This is a genomic window from Corallococcus sp. AB030 (genome assembly GCF_003668965.1).
Lineage (GTDB): Bacteria > Myxococcota > Myxococcia > Myxococcales > Myxococcaceae > Corallococcus > Corallococcus exiguus.
This window is the reverse complement of the sequence record NZ_RAWQ01000125.1, coordinates 1-18,692: the sequence shown is the minus strand read 5'-3', so window position 1 is coordinate 18,692 and position 18,692 is coordinate 1. Positions and strand designations below refer to the sequence as shown.

General features: G+C 70.0%; 11 protein-coding genes. 4 read left to right on the top strand and 7 right to left on the bottom strand.

Annotation, left to right across the window (positions count from 1 at the left end):
• The first annotated feature begins 44 nt into the window (after positions 1-44).
• Entirely contained in the window at positions 45-3,044 is a 3,000-nt protein-coding gene (locus tag D7Y15_RS26615; protein ID WP_121754329.1) for an ATP-binding protein, read from the top strand.
• Between the two features lie 64 nt (positions 3,045-3,108).
• Here the strand turns inward: D7Y15_RS26615 and D7Y15_RS26610 are convergent, their stop codons facing one another.
• The gene (locus D7Y15_RS26610; RefSeq protein WP_121754328.1) at positions 3,109-5,142 is read right to left on the bottom strand and encodes a M20/M25/M40 family metallo-hydrolase; all 2,034 of its coding nucleotides are present in this window, start codon (positions 5,140-5,142) and stop codon (positions 3,109-3,111) included.
• 297 nt (positions 5,143-5,439) lie between these two features.
• A complete protein-coding gene (locus tag D7Y15_RS26605; protein ID WP_120577969.1) occupies positions 5,440-5,763 on the bottom strand; it encodes a hypothetical protein in 324 nt (107 codons plus the stop codon).
• Between the two features lie 219 nt (positions 5,764-5,982).
• Here D7Y15_RS26605 and D7Y15_RS26600 point away from each other — a divergent pair, with 219 nt between their 5' ends.
• Positions 5,983-6,384, top strand: a complete 402-nt coding sequence (locus D7Y15_RS26600; protein WP_121754327.1) for a VOC family protein — start codon at positions 5,983-5,985, stop codon at positions 6,382-6,384.
• Between the two features lie 77 nt (positions 6,385-6,461).
• On the opposite strand, the gene D7Y15_RS26595 is transcribed toward D7Y15_RS26600, so the two are convergent.
• Entirely contained in the window at positions 6,462-10,025 is a 3,564-nt protein-coding gene (locus D7Y15_RS26595) for an endopeptidase (RefSeq protein ID WP_121754326.1), read from the bottom strand.
• Positions 10,026-10,187: 162 nt separating this feature from the next.
• Positions 10,188-11,633 carry a glycosyltransferase family 39 protein gene (locus D7Y15_RS26590; RefSeq protein WP_121754335.1) on the bottom strand — a complete coding sequence of 482 codons (1,446 nt, stop codon included), beginning with the start codon at positions 11,631-11,633 and terminating at the stop codon, positions 10,188-10,190.
• A 155-nt stretch (positions 11,634-11,788) separates the two neighbouring features.
• Between D7Y15_RS26590 and tesB the strand changes: the two genes are divergently transcribed.
• Positions 11,789-12,658, top strand: a complete 870-nt coding sequence (tesB, locus tag D7Y15_RS26585) for an acyl-CoA thioesterase II (protein WP_120577972.1) — start codon at positions 11,789-11,791, stop codon at positions 12,656-12,658.
• Between the two features lie 7 nt (positions 12,659-12,665).
• Here tesB and D7Y15_RS26580 read toward each other — a convergent pair whose 3' ends face one another.
• Entirely contained in the window at positions 12,666-13,217 is a 552-nt protein-coding gene (locus D7Y15_RS26580) for a hypothetical protein (RefSeq protein ID WP_120577973.1), read from the bottom strand.
• A gap of 80 nt (positions 13,218-13,297) precedes the next feature.
• Positions 13,298-14,527 carry a heparin lyase I family protein gene (locus D7Y15_RS26575; RefSeq protein ID WP_120577974.1) on the bottom strand — a complete coding sequence of 410 codons (1,230 nt, stop codon included), beginning with the start codon at positions 14,525-14,527 and terminating at the stop codon, positions 13,298-13,300.
• Between the two features lie 620 nt (positions 14,528-15,147).
• On the opposite strand from D7Y15_RS26575, the gene D7Y15_RS26570 reads away from it, so the two are divergent.
• Positions 15,148-16,941, top strand: coding sequence for a sigma 54-interacting transcriptional regulator (locus D7Y15_RS26570; RefSeq protein ID WP_120577978.1), 1,794 nt, complete (start codon positions 15,148-15,150; stop codon positions 16,939-16,941).
• Positions 16,942-16,963: 22 nt separating this feature from the next.
• On the opposite strand, the gene D7Y15_RS26565 is transcribed toward D7Y15_RS26570, so the two are convergent.
• Positions 16,964-18,343 carry a hypothetical protein gene (locus tag D7Y15_RS26565; RefSeq protein ID WP_120577975.1) on the bottom strand — a complete coding sequence of 460 codons (1,380 nt, stop codon included), beginning with the start codon at positions 18,341-18,343 and terminating at the stop codon, positions 16,964-16,966.
• Between the last annotated feature and the right edge of the window lie 349 nt (positions 18,344-18,692).

Here is an 18,692-nt window from a genome sequence, read left to right as displayed (position 1 = left end):
CGACTTAGGGACATGGCTCGCTGATGTGAGGAGCAGCGCCCGCGATGAGTCAGGATGTTCCGCAGCAGACGCCGGAGACCCTCTTCACCGGCGGCAGTCAGATGCACGCGCTGGTGCGCACGCACGACTGGGCCGCGTCACCGGTGGGGCCCGTGGCCTCCTGGCCCACGAGCCTCAAGATGCTCGTGAAGACGCTGCTCGGGTCGCGCTACCCCATGATCCTCACCTGGGGTCCGCACCTCACCCAGTTCTACAACGACGCCTATTCGCTGGTGATTGGCGACAAGCACCCGGCCGCGCTGGGCACGGACATCCGGGGCACGCTCGCGGAGGCGTGGGACTCGCTGGAGCCGCTGGTGCGCGAGGCGATGACGACGGGCGTCGCCAGCTGGGTGCCCGCGCTCCAACTGCTCCTCAACCGCAGCGGCTACCGCGAGGAGTCCTACTTCGACGTGAGCCACGCGCCCGCCTACGACGACACGGGTGCCATTGGCGGCATGCTCGCGGTGTGCGCGGAGGTGACGCCCCGGGTGCTGAGCGAGCGGCGCACGCGGCTGTTGCGCGACCTGTCCGCCCAGGCAGCGGACACGCGCAGCGTGGTGAAGACGTGCGGCGACCTGCTGACCGCCCTGGCGGACCACCCCCTGGATGTGCCGTGCGCGCTCCTCTATCTGCGCGAGGGGGACGGCAGGTCGCTGACGCTGTGCGGGACCGTGGGCATCGAACGCGGCGGCCCCCTGAGCCCGGAGACCGTGCAGTTGGATGCCGGCTCCCGGAGGGCGGCGCCGTTCCTGCGCGCGCTCGGAGGGGAGCGGGTGCGGCGCGACGGACTGGAGGCGCTCCTGTCCATGAAGGGCGGACCGTTTGGTGACGCGGTGGGCACGTTCCTCTTCCAGCCGCTCGCGGGCTCCGGCACGGCCGCGCCGCTGGGAGTGCTCGTCACGGCGCTGTCCCCCAACCGCGCCTTCGATGAAGGCCACGCATCCTTCAGCGAGCTGTTGAGCGCGCAGGTGGCATCGTCGCTGCGCAACGCGCGAGCCCACGAGGAGGAGCGCCAGCGGGCGGAGGCGCTGGCGGAGTTGGATCGGGCGAAGACGGCCTTCTTCCACAACATCTCCCACGAGTTCCGCACGCCGCTCACGCTGATGCTGGGGCCGCTGGAGGACGTGCTCGCGCAGGTGCCGGTGACGGAAGCCGCGCGCAAGGACCTGGAGCTCGTCCACCGCAACGCGGGCCGCCTGCTGCGGCTGGTGAACACGCTGCTGGACTTCAGCCGGCTGGAGGCGGGCCGCATCGACTCCAGCTTCGAGCCCACCGACCTGGCCTCCTTCACCAGGGACCTCACGGGCCACTTCCGCTCCGCCATCGAGCGCACCGGCCTGTCCTTCAGCGTGGCTTGCGCCGCGCTTCCGGAGCCCGTCTGGGTGGACCGGCAGATGTGGGAGAAGGTTGTCTTCAACCTGCTCTCCAACGCCCTCAAGTTCACCTTCGAGGGCGGCATCATCGTGCGGCAGGAGGCCCGGGGCGCCTCCATCCTCCTGTGCGTCACCGATACGGGCACGGGCATCCCCGCGGAGGAGCTGCCCCACCTCTTCGAGCGCTTCCACCGCGTGCGCAACGCGCGAAGCCGCACGCACGAAGGCACCGGCATCGGGCTGGCGCTCGTGCACGAACTGGTGGAGCTGCACGGCGGAGACGTGACCGTGGAGAGCGAGGAGGGGAGGGGCACCACCTTCACCGTGCGCATCCCCCGGGGCCACGCGCACCTGCCCGCGGACCGCATCCAGGCCGCGCGTCAGCAGGAGTCCACCGCCCTGGACGCGCGCCCCTACCTCCAGGAGGCCGAGCGCTGGTCGGACGCGGAGCCCGTGCTCCGGGCGCTGAAGCCGGTGCGGGCGCTGACGGACGAGGAGTCTCCAGCAGAGGATGCTCCCCGGGCGAAGGTGCTGGTGGTGGACGACAACGCGGACATGCGCGAGTACGTGGAGCGCGTGCTGTCGCCGTCGTTCGACGTGACGCTGGCGACGGACGGACACGCAGCGCTGGCCGCCGCGCGCGCGAGTCCTCCGGACCTGGTGCTGACGGACGTGATGATGCCCCGGCTGGGCGGCTTCGGGCTGTTGCGCGGCCTGCGCGAGCGGCCGTCCACACGCGCCGTCCCCGTGGTGATGCTCTCCGCCCGCGCCGGCGAGGAGGCCGCGGTGGAGGGGCTGGAGGCGGGCGCGGACGACTACTTGGTGAAGCCCTTCAGCGCCCGGGAGCTGGTGGCGCGCGTGCGCTCCATGCTGGAGCTGTCGCGCAGCCGCCGAGAGGCCCTGCGCCAGGAGATGCTCGCCCAGTCGCTGCGCGAAAGCGTGCAGGCCCGGGACGACTTCCTCGCGGTGGCGAGCCACGAGCTGAAGACGCCGCTGGCCGCTTTCCGCCTGCACCTGGAGCGGTTGGAGCGCAGCCTGGGAGACGACGCGCTGGGCCGCGCGAGGAGCCCACTGGAGTCCGCCGGCCGGCAGGTGCAGCGGCTGCACGCGCTGATGGAGACGCTGCTGGACGTGTCGCAGCTCACCACCGGCCGGCTCGCGTTGGACCTGAACGACGTGGACCTCACCTCCGTGGTGGGCAACGCGGTGGCCCGGCTGCGCGAGGAGGTGGCGCGGATGGGCGTGACGGTGACGCTGGACGCGGACATGCCGCTGGTGGGCCGGTATGACCGGCTGCGCATCGACCAGGTGGTGAACCACCTGCTGACGAACGCGGCGAAGTACGGCCAGGGCCGCCCCATCGCGGTGCGCGTGGCCGCCGAGGACGGCACCGCGCGCCTCACCGTGCGCGACGAGGGCATTGGCATCAGCGAGGCGGACCGCGCGCGCATCTTCGAGCGCTTCGAGCGCGCGGTGCCCGGGCGCAACTACGGGGGCCTGGGCCTGGGACTCTGGATTGCCCGGCAGGTGGTGGAGGCGCACGGTGGCCGCATCACCGTGGACAGCGCGCCGGGCCTGGGCTCCACCTTCGTGGTGGAGCTGCCGCTCGAAGGGCTCAAGGCGGCCTGAAACACGAAGGGGACCCGGGCACGCGTCCCGGATCCCCTCCACATCAGCTCAAGTCAGCTGCGGCCTACTGGACGGTGAACATCAGGTCGTCGCGGTCGTTGTACTCGCCGGAGATGCACGCGCTGGTCGGGGCGCCGGTGCCGTAGCGCATCTGCGCGCGCACGGCCTGGTTGGCGCCGGCGGGCAGTGTGTACGTGGCGGAGATCGTCTGCAGGTTCGCGCCCGACGGCGTGACGGAGGTGATCAACGTCCAGACGGGCGTCGTCGCGGTGGCGTTGGCCGTGTAGTACAGGTCCAGCCGATCCGACGTGGGGGTGGCGTAGGCCCAGACGGTGGCCTCCACCTTCACCTGCTTGCCCGCGGCGAAGTTGGAGCCGTCCACGGTGGACACCTTGAGGGCCTCCATGGACTCGTCGCTCTTGTAGGTGCCGCTGCTGGCGTCCTTGCACGTGCCGCGCAGCGTGTTGGGCGTGTTCACCTCAGGCCCACGGGTGCCGCGGCCGTTGAAGAGCGTGCCGCTGTCGCAGGTGGCCGCCGCCTCGCTGCAACGCAGCGTCTTGTAGGTGCTGTCGAAGGTGCCGGTCGTGGACACGTTGGCCACGGTCACCGTGCGCGCCGTCGTGGTGGTGGTGTTGCCCGAACCGTCATGCGCCTTCGCCGCCACCGTGTGGCTGCCGTTGGCCACCGTGCGGCTGTCCCACGCGTAGCTGTACGGAGAAGAGACGATGGTGCCCTTCACCACGCCGTCCACCAGGAACTCCACCTTGCTGACGCCCACGTTGTCGCTGGCCGTCGCGGTGATGCTGGTGGTGCCGTTCACCGTCGCGCCGCTGGCCGGCGCGGTGAGCGACACGGTGGGGGGCGTGGTGTCCGTGGGCAGGCCCGGGATGGTGCCCTTGCCCAGCTCCGCCAGGTACGCGGCGCCAATGCGCGCGAACTTCAGCGCGTTGTTGGCGTTGCCGTCCGTGCTGTTGGCCAGGGTGTCGTTGGCCGTGTGGATGTTGGGGTTGTCGTTGTTCATCTGCGCTTCGAACGGGAGGGACGCCGGGTAGCCCTGCGCGGTCCACGACGCGTGGTCCGAGCACCCGTAGCCGCACGTGATGTTGGTGCGCGTGTAGCCCGTGTACGTGTCGATGAGGTTGCCCAGGAACGCGTTCTGCGCCGCGTTGGTGTTGTCCGTGACGAGCGTCAGGTCCCACGTGGAGCCGCGGTAGTTGGTCATGTCCAGCTGGAGCACGCCCACCACGTTGGCGCCCGCGGACTTGTGCGCCTGCGCGATGGCCTGCGAGCCGTACAGGCCCACCTCCTCCGCTGCGTACGCCATGAACTTCACCGTGCGCGCCGGCTTGTAGCCCTTGGCCATCGCCACGCGGAAGACCTCCGACAGCGTGGCGACACCGGAGGCGTCGTCATCCGCGCCTGGCGCCGTCGCCGTGGGGCGGCTGGAGGAGCTCACGTTGATGTTGATGGAGTCCAGGTGGCCGCCAATCACCACCACCTCATCCGGGTAGACGGTGCCGGTGACGGTGGCGATGACGGACGGCTGCGTCCAGCCGGAGTGCGTGTACAGCTGCACGCTCACGTCGTCGCGTCCGGTGGCGTAGGACGTCCAGGTGTCGCGCAGCCAGCTGGCCGACTGCGTGCCGCCGGTGGAGTTGTTGTAGTAGCGGTTCGTGTAGCTGGCCAGCTGGATGATGGTGCTGCGCAGGCTGGCCTCCTGCAGGCCGGAGAACAGCGAGTTGACCACCGGCGCGTTGTCCAGCGTGTAGCTCACCAGCGACTGCACGGGCTGCGCGGGGCCGAGCGCCGCGAGCGCCGCCTCCTGCGTGTCGTGCGCCATGAAGCCCGCGCAGCGGTGATACTGGTCATGCATGATGGCGGACACGTCGCCCAGCTGCGACTCGGTGAGCTTGAGCACGCTCACCCCGTTCGCCTCGCGCACCAGGGTGGGCGCGTTCCCGCCGCGGAACGACGAGCGCACCGTGCCCACCGTCTCCGAACCGATGCTGATGTAGACCTCCTTGTCACGCGGCTCTTCGGCGGAAGCGGTGGCGCAATACAGCGACACGACCACGGGGACCACTCTCTTCAAACGCATGTTCCGCTCCGATTCCAGGCGAGGGGCGCACTGACGGGAGGCACGGCAAGGACCGCCCACGTTCAAGTCCGGGCCGTCTGGCCAGACCTCGGGGGTTGGGGGCGCATCCTGTGGAATTCAAGACACCGCCGTCAAGGCTGACAGCATCGTGAAACACGATGAGACAGCTTTCGCCGCCAACGGTAACGCACCCCGGCCACGCCGTGGACGCGCCGCGGAAGGGCTCACGCGGGTGTCACGGAAAAATGATTGGAAAATGGGAAACGCGAGGGGGGAGCCGCGGAGGACGAGCGGCTTTCAGGTCTGCAGGTTCATGCTCAGCGAGCGGCCGGCCGCGAAGCGGGGCTCTGCCTGGAGCTTCTCCAGGACGCGGTCCGAGGCGACGAGCGTCACCTGGGGCAGCAGGCCCGGTTCGCTCATCCACTTCACCGCGCCCAGGAGGTGCTGGGCCTTGATGAACTCCAGGACGGCGCCGTGGAAGGCCTTGCCCTCTTCACGCCACACCTGGGCCAGCTCCGCGCGGCCACGCTTCTCCAGCGGCTGGGGAGCCTTGGAGGCCTTTGCCGCGCGCCGGTTCGGGGACTGCTCTTCACGGGGCAGGACGATGATTTCGATGAACATCGCGGCACCCTCCTGAAGGCAAGAACTGCGAAGTGGCGCGGACTATCGCACGAAGCTGCGTCGTCCCGCCGCCGCGCGCCCGCGCTTTTGTGGAAGTCGCTGCCGCTTTCACGACTTCCCGGGCGGAGCCGCCTTGACATGCGTGAATTGCGGCTCTGATGGTGGCGGGCGCGCGCGGTGTTGAATGACACCCGGCACGCAAATCACGGGAGGCAGACCATGGAACTGCACCACGGCCGCATGTTCGACCACGTCCACCTCCAGGTCCGGGACCTGGAGGCGAGCAAGCGCTTCTACCGCGCGGTGCTGGAAGTCATGGGCATCCCGGTCTTCAACGAAAGCGAGCGGCACCTGGCAGCGGACGAGCTGTTCCTCAGCAACGACCGCGAGCCCACCGCGCGCGTGCACCTGGCCTTCCAGGCGAACGACCGGGAGATGGTGCACCGCTTCCACCAGGCTGCGCTGGCCGCGGGGGGCCGTGACAACGGGGCTCCCGGGGAGCGCTCCTACCATCCGGGGTACTACGCGGCCTTCGTGTTGGATCCGGACGGCAACAACATCGAGATGGTCCACCACGGGCCCGCGAAGCGCTCGGCGCCGTCCGTCGTGTTCACCTGGTGAGCCGTGAAAAGGCACGGGGGCCCCCGGAGTGAACCGGGAGCCCCCATGTCACTGAAGGACGGCTTCGCGCGTCTTGACTAGCGCGCCGTCACGGCCCGGCCGCGCACCTGCTTCGCGGACGGGGCGGTGGGGTTGGCGGCCACCGCGGACGCGACGTTGAACACCAGGTCGTCGTGGTCGTTGTAGCTGCCCGTGACGCACGAGCTGGAGGCGGTGCCGCCGAAGCGGAACTGCGCGCGCACGGCGTGGTTGCCGGTGGTGCTGCCCACGGTGACGGGGATGGAGAACGTCTTCAGCCCCACCGCGGTGCAGGCCTGGGCGGTGGTGACGGCCGTCCACGCGGGCGTGGTGGTGTTCGTCGTGTAGTACAGGTCCAGCTGGTCCGTGGTGCCGTAGCACCACACCGTCACGTCCACGGTGAGCTGCTTGCCCGGGGTGATGGTGCCCTGGTCCACCGTCTTGAGCACGATGCGGTCGATGCTCTCATCCGAGTGGTAGACGCCAGAGGCTCCGTCCGTGCAGGTGGCGCCCAGGGTGTTGGGCTGGTTGGGCTCGATGCCGCCGGACATCGTTCCGCGCCCGTTGACGAGCGTGGGGCCGGTGTCGCAACCGCACACGGAGCCGCAGGCCGGGGTGCGCAGGGTGGAGTTGTACGTGGCCACGGTGGGCGTGCACACGTTGGTGGTGGTGAAGCTGAAGGCGGCGCTGTACGGGCTCGCGCCGCAGCTGTCGGTGGCCCGCGCGCGCCAGTAGTACGCCGTGAGGTTGGACAGGCCCGGCGTCACGTTCCACGCGCTGGTGGACAGGCCGGTGGCGCTGCGCACCACGTTGGTGAACGCGCTGTCGGTGGCCACCTGCACGTCATACGCGGACGCATTCGTCACGTCGGACCAGTCCAGCGCCGGCGCCAGCGCGACGCCCGTGGCCGCGTTGGCGGGGGCTGTCAGGGTGGGGGCCGCCAGGGTGACGCAGCCGCGCGTGGTGAAGCTTTGCGCCGCGCTCCAGGAGCTGGTGCCACCGCACGAGTTGAGCGCCCGCACGCGCCAGTAGTAGGCGGTGGTCGCCGACAGGCCCGGGGACACCGTCCAGGTGCTGGCCACCAGTGAGTTGGCGCTGCGCACCACGTTGGTGAACGCGCTGTCGGTGGCCACCTGGACCTCGTAGCCGGACACGCCCGTCACGTCCGCCCAGTCCAGCACCGCGAGCAGCTCGACACCGGTGGCGCCGGAGGAGGGGGTGGACAGCGTGGGAGCGCCGGGCGCCGCGCAGGTGGGCGTGGTGCAGGTGCAGGCGGACGCCTGACCGAAGCACGCGTTGCTGCTCGCGGGCACGACCGAGTAGCAGTACTGGCGGCCGTTGGCGACCTCCGGGTCCGTGTAGCTGGTGCCGGTGACGGTGGCCACGCGCGCCTTGCCGAAGTCACAGCCCGCGAAGCCCTCCGTCTTCATCACCCAGTACTGGCTGGCGCCCGCGGAAGCGGTCCACGACAGGCTCACCTGGCTGTCGCCCGGGGTGGCCGTGGTGGTGGGGGCCGCCGTGGGGCCCGCCGCGCAGCCGCCGTTGGTGGGCGCGGGCGTGGAGCAGGCGATGTTGTGGCGGTTGTACGCGGCGTAGATGGCCGTCATGTGCGGCGTGCCGTCCGCCAGGTTGCCGTTGTCGTCGTCCGCGGCCAGCCACTGCATGTAGCCGTTCGTCGCGCCGCAGCCGTCGGACGTGCCCGCGGTGCAGTTACAGGCGTGCCACGTGCCGATGTTGCCGGAGCCCTGGTAGAAGAGCTTGTTGCCCAGGAGGAACGCGTCGTTGGAGTTGTAGTTGAAGGGCGCCGCCGTGAGGTCGCGCGTCACCAGGTCCCACGCCGCCTGGCGCACGGGGGACGCGGCGCAGTGCACCTGCTTGCTGCACGGGCCGGAGCCGGACGAGCACATCTTGCAGGTGAAGTTCTGCGGGGTGGCCGGGATGTTCGGCGCGCTCGCCGCCCAGTCCGCGTCACGCACGCCCGAGCAGCGCAGGTTGCACCAGGACTGGCCCGTCACCTGCGACTCCTGCTGGTTGTAGCCCGTGCCGTCCGGCGTGAGGCCGCAGCCCGTGTTCGTCGTCTGGAAGAAGCCGTAGCCCACGCAGGACGTCTGCAGGCGCAGGATGCCCGCGATGTCCGCGTAGCCCTCGCTGGAGTTGGACAGCGAGCCGTTGGCATCGAAGTTGTCCATGCCGTGGCCCCACTCGTGGTCGAACACCGCGCCAATCTCACCGGTGTTCCGGCAGCCGCCACCGGACTTGTAGAAGTTCACGGTGCTGCCGTTCCAGAACGCGTTGCACGTGCTGGACAGGTTCACGTTGGACGTCAGCTGGCCCTGCAGCCAGGTGTTGCTGGGCAGCCAGCCGCGGGCCACCTCCTTGATCTTGTTCAGCTCGTAGAAGCTGGAGCGCGCCGCCGGGGTGTTGCCCGCGGACGTGCCCGCGGGCACCGTGCAGTCGTGGTCGTTGTTCACGCCGCCCAGGTCCAGGCTGCCCGTGGCGGAGCTCACGTTGATGGCGCCGCAGCTGTCGGCGATCCTCACGTACTTGCCGGCGAGCGTCGTGTTGAGGGTGCCGGCGCTGTAGTTGTAGATGCCCGCGCCGTCCGTGAAGTTGTTGGGCGACGCGAAGCCCGTGTTCGCCCACGGCATGGGCGTGTTGGGCTGCATGGTGCCGCACGTCTCCTTCGACGTGCAGGTGCCGATGTTGGTGGACGGGTACACGCCGCCCTTCACCTGCGCGTCGAAGTAGTGGTTGTCATCCTCCACGGCGAGCACCTCGCCGGAGTTGGCGTCCACCGTCACCTTCCAGCGCTCGTGCTCACCGGGGTTGGAGAAGCCGTAGCTCCACACCAGCGCGTGGCCGTAGCCCTGGCCAAAGGCCGCGCCCGTGCGCGCGAACGGAGTCACCTCCAGCGTGGGCTGCTGCCACAGGCTGGTGGGCGACAGCGTCTGGCCCAGGAACGTGCTGCCCGCGGCAATGGCCTGGTTCGCGGTGAAGCGGGGCTTCGTGTCGATGCCCACGTTGGCCCACGCCTCCGTGCCCAGGAGGATGAGGTTGCCGTGGCTGATGGTGGCCGCCAGCCGGCCGTGCCGCACCGTGATGCCGTTCACCACCTGCGGGATGTGCACCTGCCACAGCGTTTCCGTCACCTGCGTCACGCGCGGCGAACCCAGCTGCAGGAGGTCCACGCCAATCGCGTCCTGATGGTCCGCGACGAACTTGAAGACGAGCTCTCCCACCACGGACTCGTCCACGCTGCCCACCGAGCGGCCCAGACCCTGGCGCACGGACTCGAGCGAGACGTTGTTGCGGAAGCCGTCACCGGGGATGAGCGGGAAGCTGCCCTGGATGCCCGTGGGCATGCCGGACAGCGGATCCAGATACACCTGCACGTTGCCGCCAAAGCGGGTGACGAACCCCGCCCATTTGTCCGCGCCCGCGCGCGGCATCAGCGACCGCGCCTTCTCCAGCGGCACGTTCTGGATGGGCAGGTAGAGGTCTGGCTTGAAGAAGGCCTTCTTCGCCGCCGCGCTCTGCTGCTCGGGCTGGGAGGGTTGGAATGCGTACGTCGTGGATGACACCAGGAGGGCAAGACAACACAACGCTGACCGCAGGGGGCGCATGACGTCTCCTCGGGTGATGCCGCCGGACGGGACCGGCGGGCTCCGGGGCGGAGCGCCTCCTGCTTAGGTCATATGCTTTTTAAGTTGGTATTGCGGTTATTCCTGATTAGGGCCGTATTTCAGAAAGTGGAAGGGAATCAACGGCTTGGAGTGTTCACTCGCTCAAGGTTGGGGCCACAGCCGGACGCGGTCGTCCTGGATGAGCTTGCCATTGACCGCGTCGGTGGTGCCGCTGGCCATGAAGCGGCGGGGCGTCTCCCGCGTGGCGACGAGCGCGGCCTCCGCCCACAGGAGCAACAGCAGCGCCCCAGCGAGCGCGGGCAGCCTCCGGGCCACGGCCGCGTGGCGCTCGCCCAGGACCTTCAATGGCAGCACCAGGAGCGGCAGGAGCGCGGGGAAGACGACGAGCAGGCCGCGCGCATAGCCGAAGAAGGCGAGCGTGATGAGCACCCGGTGCAGCACCACCAGCGACAGCAGCCGGAAGGGCGCGTGCGCGGGCTTGAGCGACAGCAGCATCCCCGCGAGGAGCAGCGCCGCCAGCGGCCACTTGAGCCACGCGGAGTCGGGGACGAACACGTCCACCGGGGCGCGCTCGCCGGTGAGTCCTCCGGGCATGTCCGACACGCCGATGCCCAGGCGCAGGCCGTCCAGCCACAGGTCCAGCTTCGTCCAGAGCAGCCGGGCCGCGTCGCCGGGCGAGGCCACCATCCAGCGCAGCCCTTCCTCGTAGCCGTGCAAGAGCAGGCGCCGGTGCTCCGGGCGGGAGGGGTCCAACTGTCCGTTGTTGCCGCCCTGATTGATGAGGGCCGGCGTGAAGCCCCCGGTGGCGCCCGCGTGGTTGGCCATGGCGAAGTTGAGCGGCCCATACACCGTGACGGGCACCCACTCCGGCAGCGGCTCCAGGTGCGGCGCCCGCGCGTTCAATTCGCGCATCGTGTCCACGTTGCGCAGCGCGGAGGGCACGAGCAGGAGCAGGGACACGCCCATCGCCGCGCCCCAGCGCAGGGCCCACGGCTTCCAGGGCCCCCGCTCGCGCGCGGTCCACGCATACGTCAGGAGGAAGGGCCACAGCCCCAGGTGCTCCGCGCGGGTGAGGGTGCCCCAGCCCATCACCGCGCCCAATCCCAACACCGCGGGCCAGGACGGCACCGCGCCGCCCATGCGCAATGCCAGCGCACAGGTGAAACACAGCCACAGCGCGGACAGCGTTTCATTGCTGTACGTGGTGGACAGCACCAGCCACCCGAAGCTCGTGGCGTACAGCCCCGCCGCCACCAGACTCCACGGCGTTCCCAACAGGCGCCGCCAGAAGCCCTGGCAGAAGGCCACCGTGGCCGCGCCCAGACAGGCGAGCGCGAGCTTGTACGGCAGCGCGCTGCCCGCGGGCTCGCCCAGCACCCGGTACAGCAGTCCCAACAGCGCGGGGAACAGGGGCGGGTGGTAGGGCAGGGCGACCGGGCCTTCGCGGCCCCTCGCCAGGTCCACCGCGGCGGTGTGGAAGAAGCGCGCGTCGCCCGCGAAGAAGACGGAGAAGGGCCAGTCCCGGTCCGGCGAACCCGCCAGGTACAGTCCGCGCAGGAGGAGGCTGGCGGCGAACGTGGCCACCATGCCCCAGGCCGCCGGGTGCCGCCGGACGGCGTCTGGCAGGGAAAGCGAGGCCACGGGCTCCTCCGGGGCAGAAAGGCGCCGCACTCTACATTGGTCCGCGCGCACGGGCCTGGGGCTGGGATATGGACGGGGTGCGTCAAAACGGGAGGACGTACATGAGCCGGGTGCTGGACGAGCTGTTGGGGCTCCTGAAGCTGGAGCCCATCGAGGAGAACCTGTTCCGTGGCGCCAGCCAGGACCTGGGCTTCCGGCAGCTCTTCGGAGGGCAGGTGCTGGGGCAGTCCGTGTCCGCCGCCAGCCAGACGGTGGAGGAGAAGCGCGCGGTGCACTCGCTGCACGGCTACTTCCTGCGCCCCGGGGACGCGAGCCTGCCCGTCGTCTACACCGTGGACCGCGTGCGTGACGGCGGCAGCTTCACCACCCGCCGCGTGGTGGCCATCCAGAAGGGGCAGCCCATCTTCACGCTGATGGCGTCCTTCCAGGGGGAAGAGCCGGGCTTCACGCACCAGGCCACCATGCCGGACGTGCCGCCGCCGGAGTCACTGCCCACGGACCTGGAGCTGTTGGGGCGCCACGCGGGCCGGATGTCGGAGCGGCACCGGGAGAAGTTCCTCTCCGCCAAGCCCATTGAGATGCGCCCGGTGACGTACGTAGACCCCTTCGAGCCCACCGCCGAGCCGCCCGTGAAGCACGTCTGGTTCCGCGCCGACGGCGCCATGCCCGACGAGCCCCAGGTGCACCGCTACGTGCTCGCGTACGCCAGCGACTTCAACCTGCTGGGCACCGCGCTCCAGCCGCACGCGCAGACGTTCCTCCAGCCGGGCTTCCAGATGGCCAGCCTGGACCACGCGCTGTGGTTCCACGGCGACCTGAAGGTCAACGACTGGCTGCTCTACACCATGGAAAGCCCCTGGGCCGGCAACGCCCGCGGCCTGGCGCGCGGGCACGTCTTCACCCGCGACGGGCGGCTCGTGGCCTCCGTGGCCCAGGAGGGGCTCTTGCGCCAGCGCACGGACGCGCGCTAGCGGAACCTCAGAACGTCAGCCGGGGCGTCGGGCCCAGGTCGATGACGCCGCCGCGGTCATCCGGGTCCGAGCCGGTGGTGGGCTTGAAGAGCTTGCTCACCATGACCAGCGACCCCATCAACGCGACGCCGATGGTGCCCGTCAGGAGCAGCGTCTTGCCCAGGCTGAACTCGCGCAGCCGGGCGTGGTCCACCTCCGACAGGGAAACGACGACCGGGGGCGCGGCGGCACTGGAGGTGGAGCCCTCCAGGGGCACGCCCCGGAAGCGGTCGCCGTCCACGCCCACCTCGATGAAGCGCTGGAACTCCGTGTCCGACTGGGCGGAGACCAGCGCCAGCGGCGTGTCGGAGGTGAACTGGTGTGCCTGGCCCTCCACGTCCCGCACTGTGCGCTTGCGGTCCGTGACGCGGTTGAGCATCACGTCACCCAGCTCCCGCATCAGCGCCGCGTTCTCGTCCCGGAAGCCATCCAGCCGCGTGAGCTCCGGCTTGGGAATGGCGTAGGTCGTGGTGCAGGACGCCAGCAGGGACAGGGCGGTCAGCGCGGCGCACAGACGCATGAGACGACTCCTCGGGATGGACTCGTGAAAGCCTATCCCGGAGCGTGCCCCGGCGCCTACCGGGGCACGCGGCCGGTGTCTCACTTCAACTTGTAGTTGGCGTCCAGCACGTCCGCCTGCGTCCGGCCCATCACCCAACCGTCGTGGTAGACGACGCCCACCGGCGCGATGGTGTCGTTCCGGTACAGGCCGATCTTCAGGTAGTTGAGCTGCCCGGAGTACTGCGTCGCGATGTTGCGCTTGGGCAGCACCAGCTGGCCGTCGTAGTACAGCTCCACGAAGCCCACGCTCGCGTTGGGGGACCACTTCACGTGGAAGACGAAGTCGTGCCACGTGTTGCGCACCAGCGGCGTGCGCCAGACGATGGTGCCCGGGGACCCGCCGATGTTCAGCCGCATCTCCTCGCCGTAGACGTAGAACTCCACCGGCGGCGAGCCGCAGCACCCGTCATGGTGCCACTGGGTGAAGAGCTGCCAGGTGTTCACGCTGGGGAAGTCCGCCGCGAAGCGCGTGCTCCAGCGGTACCAGTACTCGGAGCCCACCGCCTCCTTCGTCTGCTTGAAGATTTCGTTGCGGTTGCCGCTGGAGTTGATGGGGTCATCGCCCTGCTTCACCGTGGCCTTGAGGGCGTAGCCGCCCTCGCGCACCGGCGATGAGACGACCTGGAGCCGGTCCGCGGACATCATCTGCGTGCCGTCCCACTGGCTGCGGCTGCCGGACTCGAAGTCGCCCCGCCACACGATGCCGCCCGGGGTGGTGGGGGGCGGCGCCGTCGTGGTGCCGGAGCACGGGCGCGCCTCCGCGATGCTGGCCCAGTCGTTGAGGGAGTTGCCCTGCACCGTGACGCGCACCCGGCGCGCGCTCACCGACGTGAAGGCGTACGTCTCCGCCGCGGTCGTGTTGCCCTTGCTCTTGCCGCTGTACACCTGCGTATAGGTGTAGCCGTCCGGCGACACGGAGACGGTGAACGTGTTCGCGCGCTTGTTGCCCTCGTGCCAGGCCACCGACACCGCGCTCACGGCCTTGGTGGCGCCCAGGTCGAAGTCGAGCCACTGGCCCTTGCCCAGGCTGCTCCAGCGCGTGGTGAGCTGATCATCCATCGCGTTCGCCGCGACGCTGCCGGCGCCGTCGTCGCCGCTGGCCTTCACGCTGGCGGGGGTGAGCTGCGTGCAGCCGGTGGTGGTGAGATCCTCGGCGGACGTCTCGAGCGTAGGCTGGCGGTCTTCAACCGGAAGGGAACCATCCGGAGCGCCACAGCCGACGGCGCCCAGGACGAACAACGTTTCAACCAGGAGGAGGGTTTTCTTCAAGGAATTGGCCCAGGGGGAAAGGACAGGCAGTGAAAAGCCATGCTCCAACGACAGGAGACAGGGGCATGGCTGGGGGATGTCTGGCTTTACGGCGGGACAATCCCCTCTCGTGCTCCCGGACCTGTTCGACAGGGCCGCGTCGACGGGAGGAGAAAGACAGCGTGAAGGGTGTTCGGTGCTCCATCCGGCAGCGGGGGGAAAGCCTGCCGTGTTCCAAGGTGATAAACCGAATACCGAAGTTTTATTTCGAACACAAGCGACGCTGAGCCCGCTTGCATGCTGGGCAGGTTCGGAACAAAAGACAGACATCAATTTCAGACGGCCCCGTTGGAATCCTTCAACACGCCGGAAGGGACGACACGGCCCGTCGCGTGGGATGCGCACCGCCGGAGCACGGACGTTTCGCGCCGTGGGTTGTGGTGCGGTGTGGGGGAGGGTTCGCCGTGTTCCGGGCAGGGCGCTTTGGACCCGTGTCCACTTGCGGCGTGCTGAGAGGACATCCCCTTTGCCGCCGACTTGCGATGACGGGAGAATCAGGCAGAAACCCCGTCCGCAATGTTCGTATTTTTCCAGGAAGCCCGCCGCGCGGCGGCCATGAGGCCGGTCGAGTGACGCACCCCATGTCGCGCCCCGACTCCGAGCAGGTGCCCCGGAGCGAGCGCAAGCCGCTGTACGTGAAGGTGGTGACCCAGCCGGCGTTGCATGGCTGCTGGTCCGTGAACATCAGCGAGACGGGCATCGGGCTCATCGCCACGCCGCGCAGCCCCTCCGAGGGCCCGCGCGAGAACGAGCCGGTGGAGATGGCCTTCTCGCTGCCGGACACGGGCGCCCACGTGCGGGTGCACGGCACGGTGCGCTGGCGCCACGACACGGCGGGCGGCGGGGGCACCGTCGCGGCGCTGGGCATCAGCTTCGGCGCCTTCGACGCGGCGGACGGCGTGAAGCTGGCGCGCTACCTGGCCACGTCCCACCTGCAGGTGGTGGCGGCCTTCGCCTCGGACGACGAGTCGCGCGCGGTGCGCCAGGCCCTGGACGGCGTGGCCACGCCGCACTTCGCCGCCACCGCGGAGGACGTGCACGCGCTGCTCACGCGCGGGGACATGGCGGTGCTGTTGGTGTGCGGCCAGGACGAGTCGCGGGCGCTCGCGCTGGTGGAGTCCCTGGCGGAGCTGCGCGCGGAGGTGGACCCCACGGGGGCGGGGCCGCCCAGCGACCTGGCCTCGCGCATCGTCTACTGCGCCCCCGCGGCCCCCGAGCGGCTGGTGGCGCTCTTCAACTCCGGCCGCATCTACCGGGCGCCGGGGGCCTGGCCGGACCCGGAAGCCATGCGCGAGGCGGTGCTCCAGGCAGGGCGCGAGCATGGCTTCCGCACGGAGCAGTGGCGCATGGCGCTGGAGCTGGAGCGCAACCTCATGCGCGAGCGCGCGCTGGCCCAGACGCCGGTGGTGGGCGTGGGCCGCCACGGGGAGGACCTGGGCTTCCGCAGCCCGCCCATGCAGCGGGTGATGGAGATGGTGCGTCTGGTGGCCCCCCACCGGGTGGCGGTGCTGCTGCAGGGCGAGACGGGCACCGGCAAGGAGGTGCTGGCGCGCATCCTCCACCGCCTCTCCGGCCGGGGGGACCTGCCGCTCGTCGTCCAGGACTGCGGCGCGCTCACGGAGACGCTGCTGGAGAGCGAGCTGTTCGGCCACGTGAAGGGGGCCTTCACCGGCGCGGTGTCGGACCACCCGGGCCTCTTCGTGCTGGCCAACGGCGGCACCATCTTCCTGGATGAGATTGAGAACACCACGCCCAACCTCCAGGCGAAGCTGTTGCGCGTGCTGGAGACGGGCGACATCCGCCCGGTGGGCGGCACCCAGGTGCGCCACGTGGACGTGCGCGTGGTGGCCGCGAGCAACCGGGACCTGGGCGAGGAGGTGCGCGCCGGCCGCTTCCGCGCGGACCTCTTCTACCGGCTCAACAGCTTCACCATCGACATCCCGCCCCTGCGCGAGCGCCCGGAGGACATCCCGGAGCTGGCCCGCGCCTTCGTGGAGCAGTTCAACCGCACCCTGAAGCGCTCCGCCACGGGCGTGGCCCCGGACGCGGACGAGGTGCTGCACGGCTATGGCTGGCCGGGCAACGTGCGAGAGCTGCGCAACGTGGTGGAGCGGGCGGTGCTCCTGTCCCGGCCCGGGGAGATGCTCACCCGGCGCCTGTTGCCGCCCGCGCTCCTCAACAACACGCTGCCCCGGGCGGACCCCACCGGGGATGGTTCGCTGAGGGCCCGGCTCCAGCAGGTGGAGCGCGACCTCATCCGCGAGGCCCTGGAGCGCCATGGCGGCGTCCTGCGCCGAGCCGCCGTGGCCCTGGGCATGGACCCCGTGACGTTGGGCCGCCGGGCCCGGCGCCACGGGTTGTGGAAGGCGGAGTAGCCCTCCGCCCTCCACGCCTTCGTCAGTGCGCCCGCATCCACTGGAGCATGGGCTGCCACACGCGCACGCGCGCGTCCCTGGCGAGGAACAGGTCCGCGTGGCCGAAGTCCAGCTCGCGCTGCGCTTCCGGCCGGCTGCGCACGATGAGGTGGGTGACGTCCGTGCTCCCCAGGAGGCGCGTGGAGTACTCGCCGTAGCGGCCCACGCCGCCCGCCGCGCCCACGTACAGCACCGGCACCTTCACGTCCTTCAGGTGGTCGTCGTAGGGCACGTCCAGGCCGCACAGCTGCTTCTCCGTCTCCACCACCTCGTTGAGGCTCTGGTAGGGCACCGCCAGCTGGAGGTAGTCGAACAGGGTGGGCTCCGACGTGAAGGCCGTCCTGTCCGGAAGGCCGGCGGTGTCCGGCACGCTGCCCGCCAGGTGGTAGCCCGGCGTGATCGGCTGGAGCGGCGCCAGGAGCGCCCCGGTCCGCCCGGCGGCGATGACCGCGAACTTCCGGTTGGTGGGCCGGACCGGGCCCGCGAAGCCCGCCGGGGCCAGCGGGGACGGAGCGTTGGGAGCGCGGGTCGCCAGCTCACCCATGGTCTTCACCGGCATGCCCGGCGCGGGCCCCAGCAGGCCCCCTTCCGTGCGGCCCTCGTCACGGGCGGCCTGGAGCGCCTCGTACCGCTGGCACGCCCACTGGCGCTGCTCGGCCGCGTCCGGCCCGTAGCGCAGCACCATGTCCATGGGCACGAAGCCGTCCACCCGGCGCAGGGCGCGCGGACGCTGCGACTCCCCGTCCAGGTACGCGTACCCGAGGGTCGCGCCCCGGCTCCAGCCCAGCAGGAACATCCGGTCGTTGTTGCCGCCGTTGCCGGACAGCCGCCGCACCACGTCCGCCAGCGCCAGGCCCGTGCCCACGTCCTTCACGTGCGACTGCATGTTCCAGTCCTCCATGAACTGGAAGTTCGTCTCCGCCTCCGGCACGCCCACCCAGCGCAGGTCCAGGCCCCACACGTCCACGTCCTGGCTCGCCAGGAACGTTGCCAGGGAGCGGTTCTCCGGCATCGTCGTCACGCAGGTGTTGGTGAGGAACGCGGGCACGAAGCCCCACAGGTCCCCGTGCACCATGAACACCGCCCGGCTGCTGCGCGCCGGAATCCACGGGTACGCCTCGCGCACCACGCGGTGCACGGTGATGGCGTCGTACTTCCCCGTGCCCACCCGCACCTTCCAGCTGTAGTGCGCCAGGCCACCGCCCACCACCTCTCGCTTCGTGCTGGAGGCCACCAGGCCCGCCGCCACCAGTGGCCGCGTCCACGGATCCGCCTGAAGAGTCACTTCGTGCGCGTCCCCCGGATTCGCGCGCAGCGCCACGAACAACGCCAGCATCGCCCACAGGCTCAACGTCCCACGCATACCGACCTCGGATCGCATTGAGGGTCCCCCACGCAGACAAGCGCCAGGCTCTGACACCCGGTGCCTCCCGATGCAGGCCTTCCCAGAGCACCTTCCGCGCCAGGGCCCAAGTAGTTGATTTCATTGGTGCTGCCCCGCAGGGCAAGCTTCACCGGTGAAGGCCGCTGGACGCCGCTCCCAGCACCCTCCGAGTGAATAAACGCAGGACGCCGCGTACTTCAATGCTGAGACATGCGGACCACGAATGGAGCGGGTCCCCTGGGACTGAACGGACACCCCCGCCGGCCCCCCAGGGTGTGTTTGTTCATTCAATCCAACACATACATTTGAAACAGGCAAGTCCTGGATG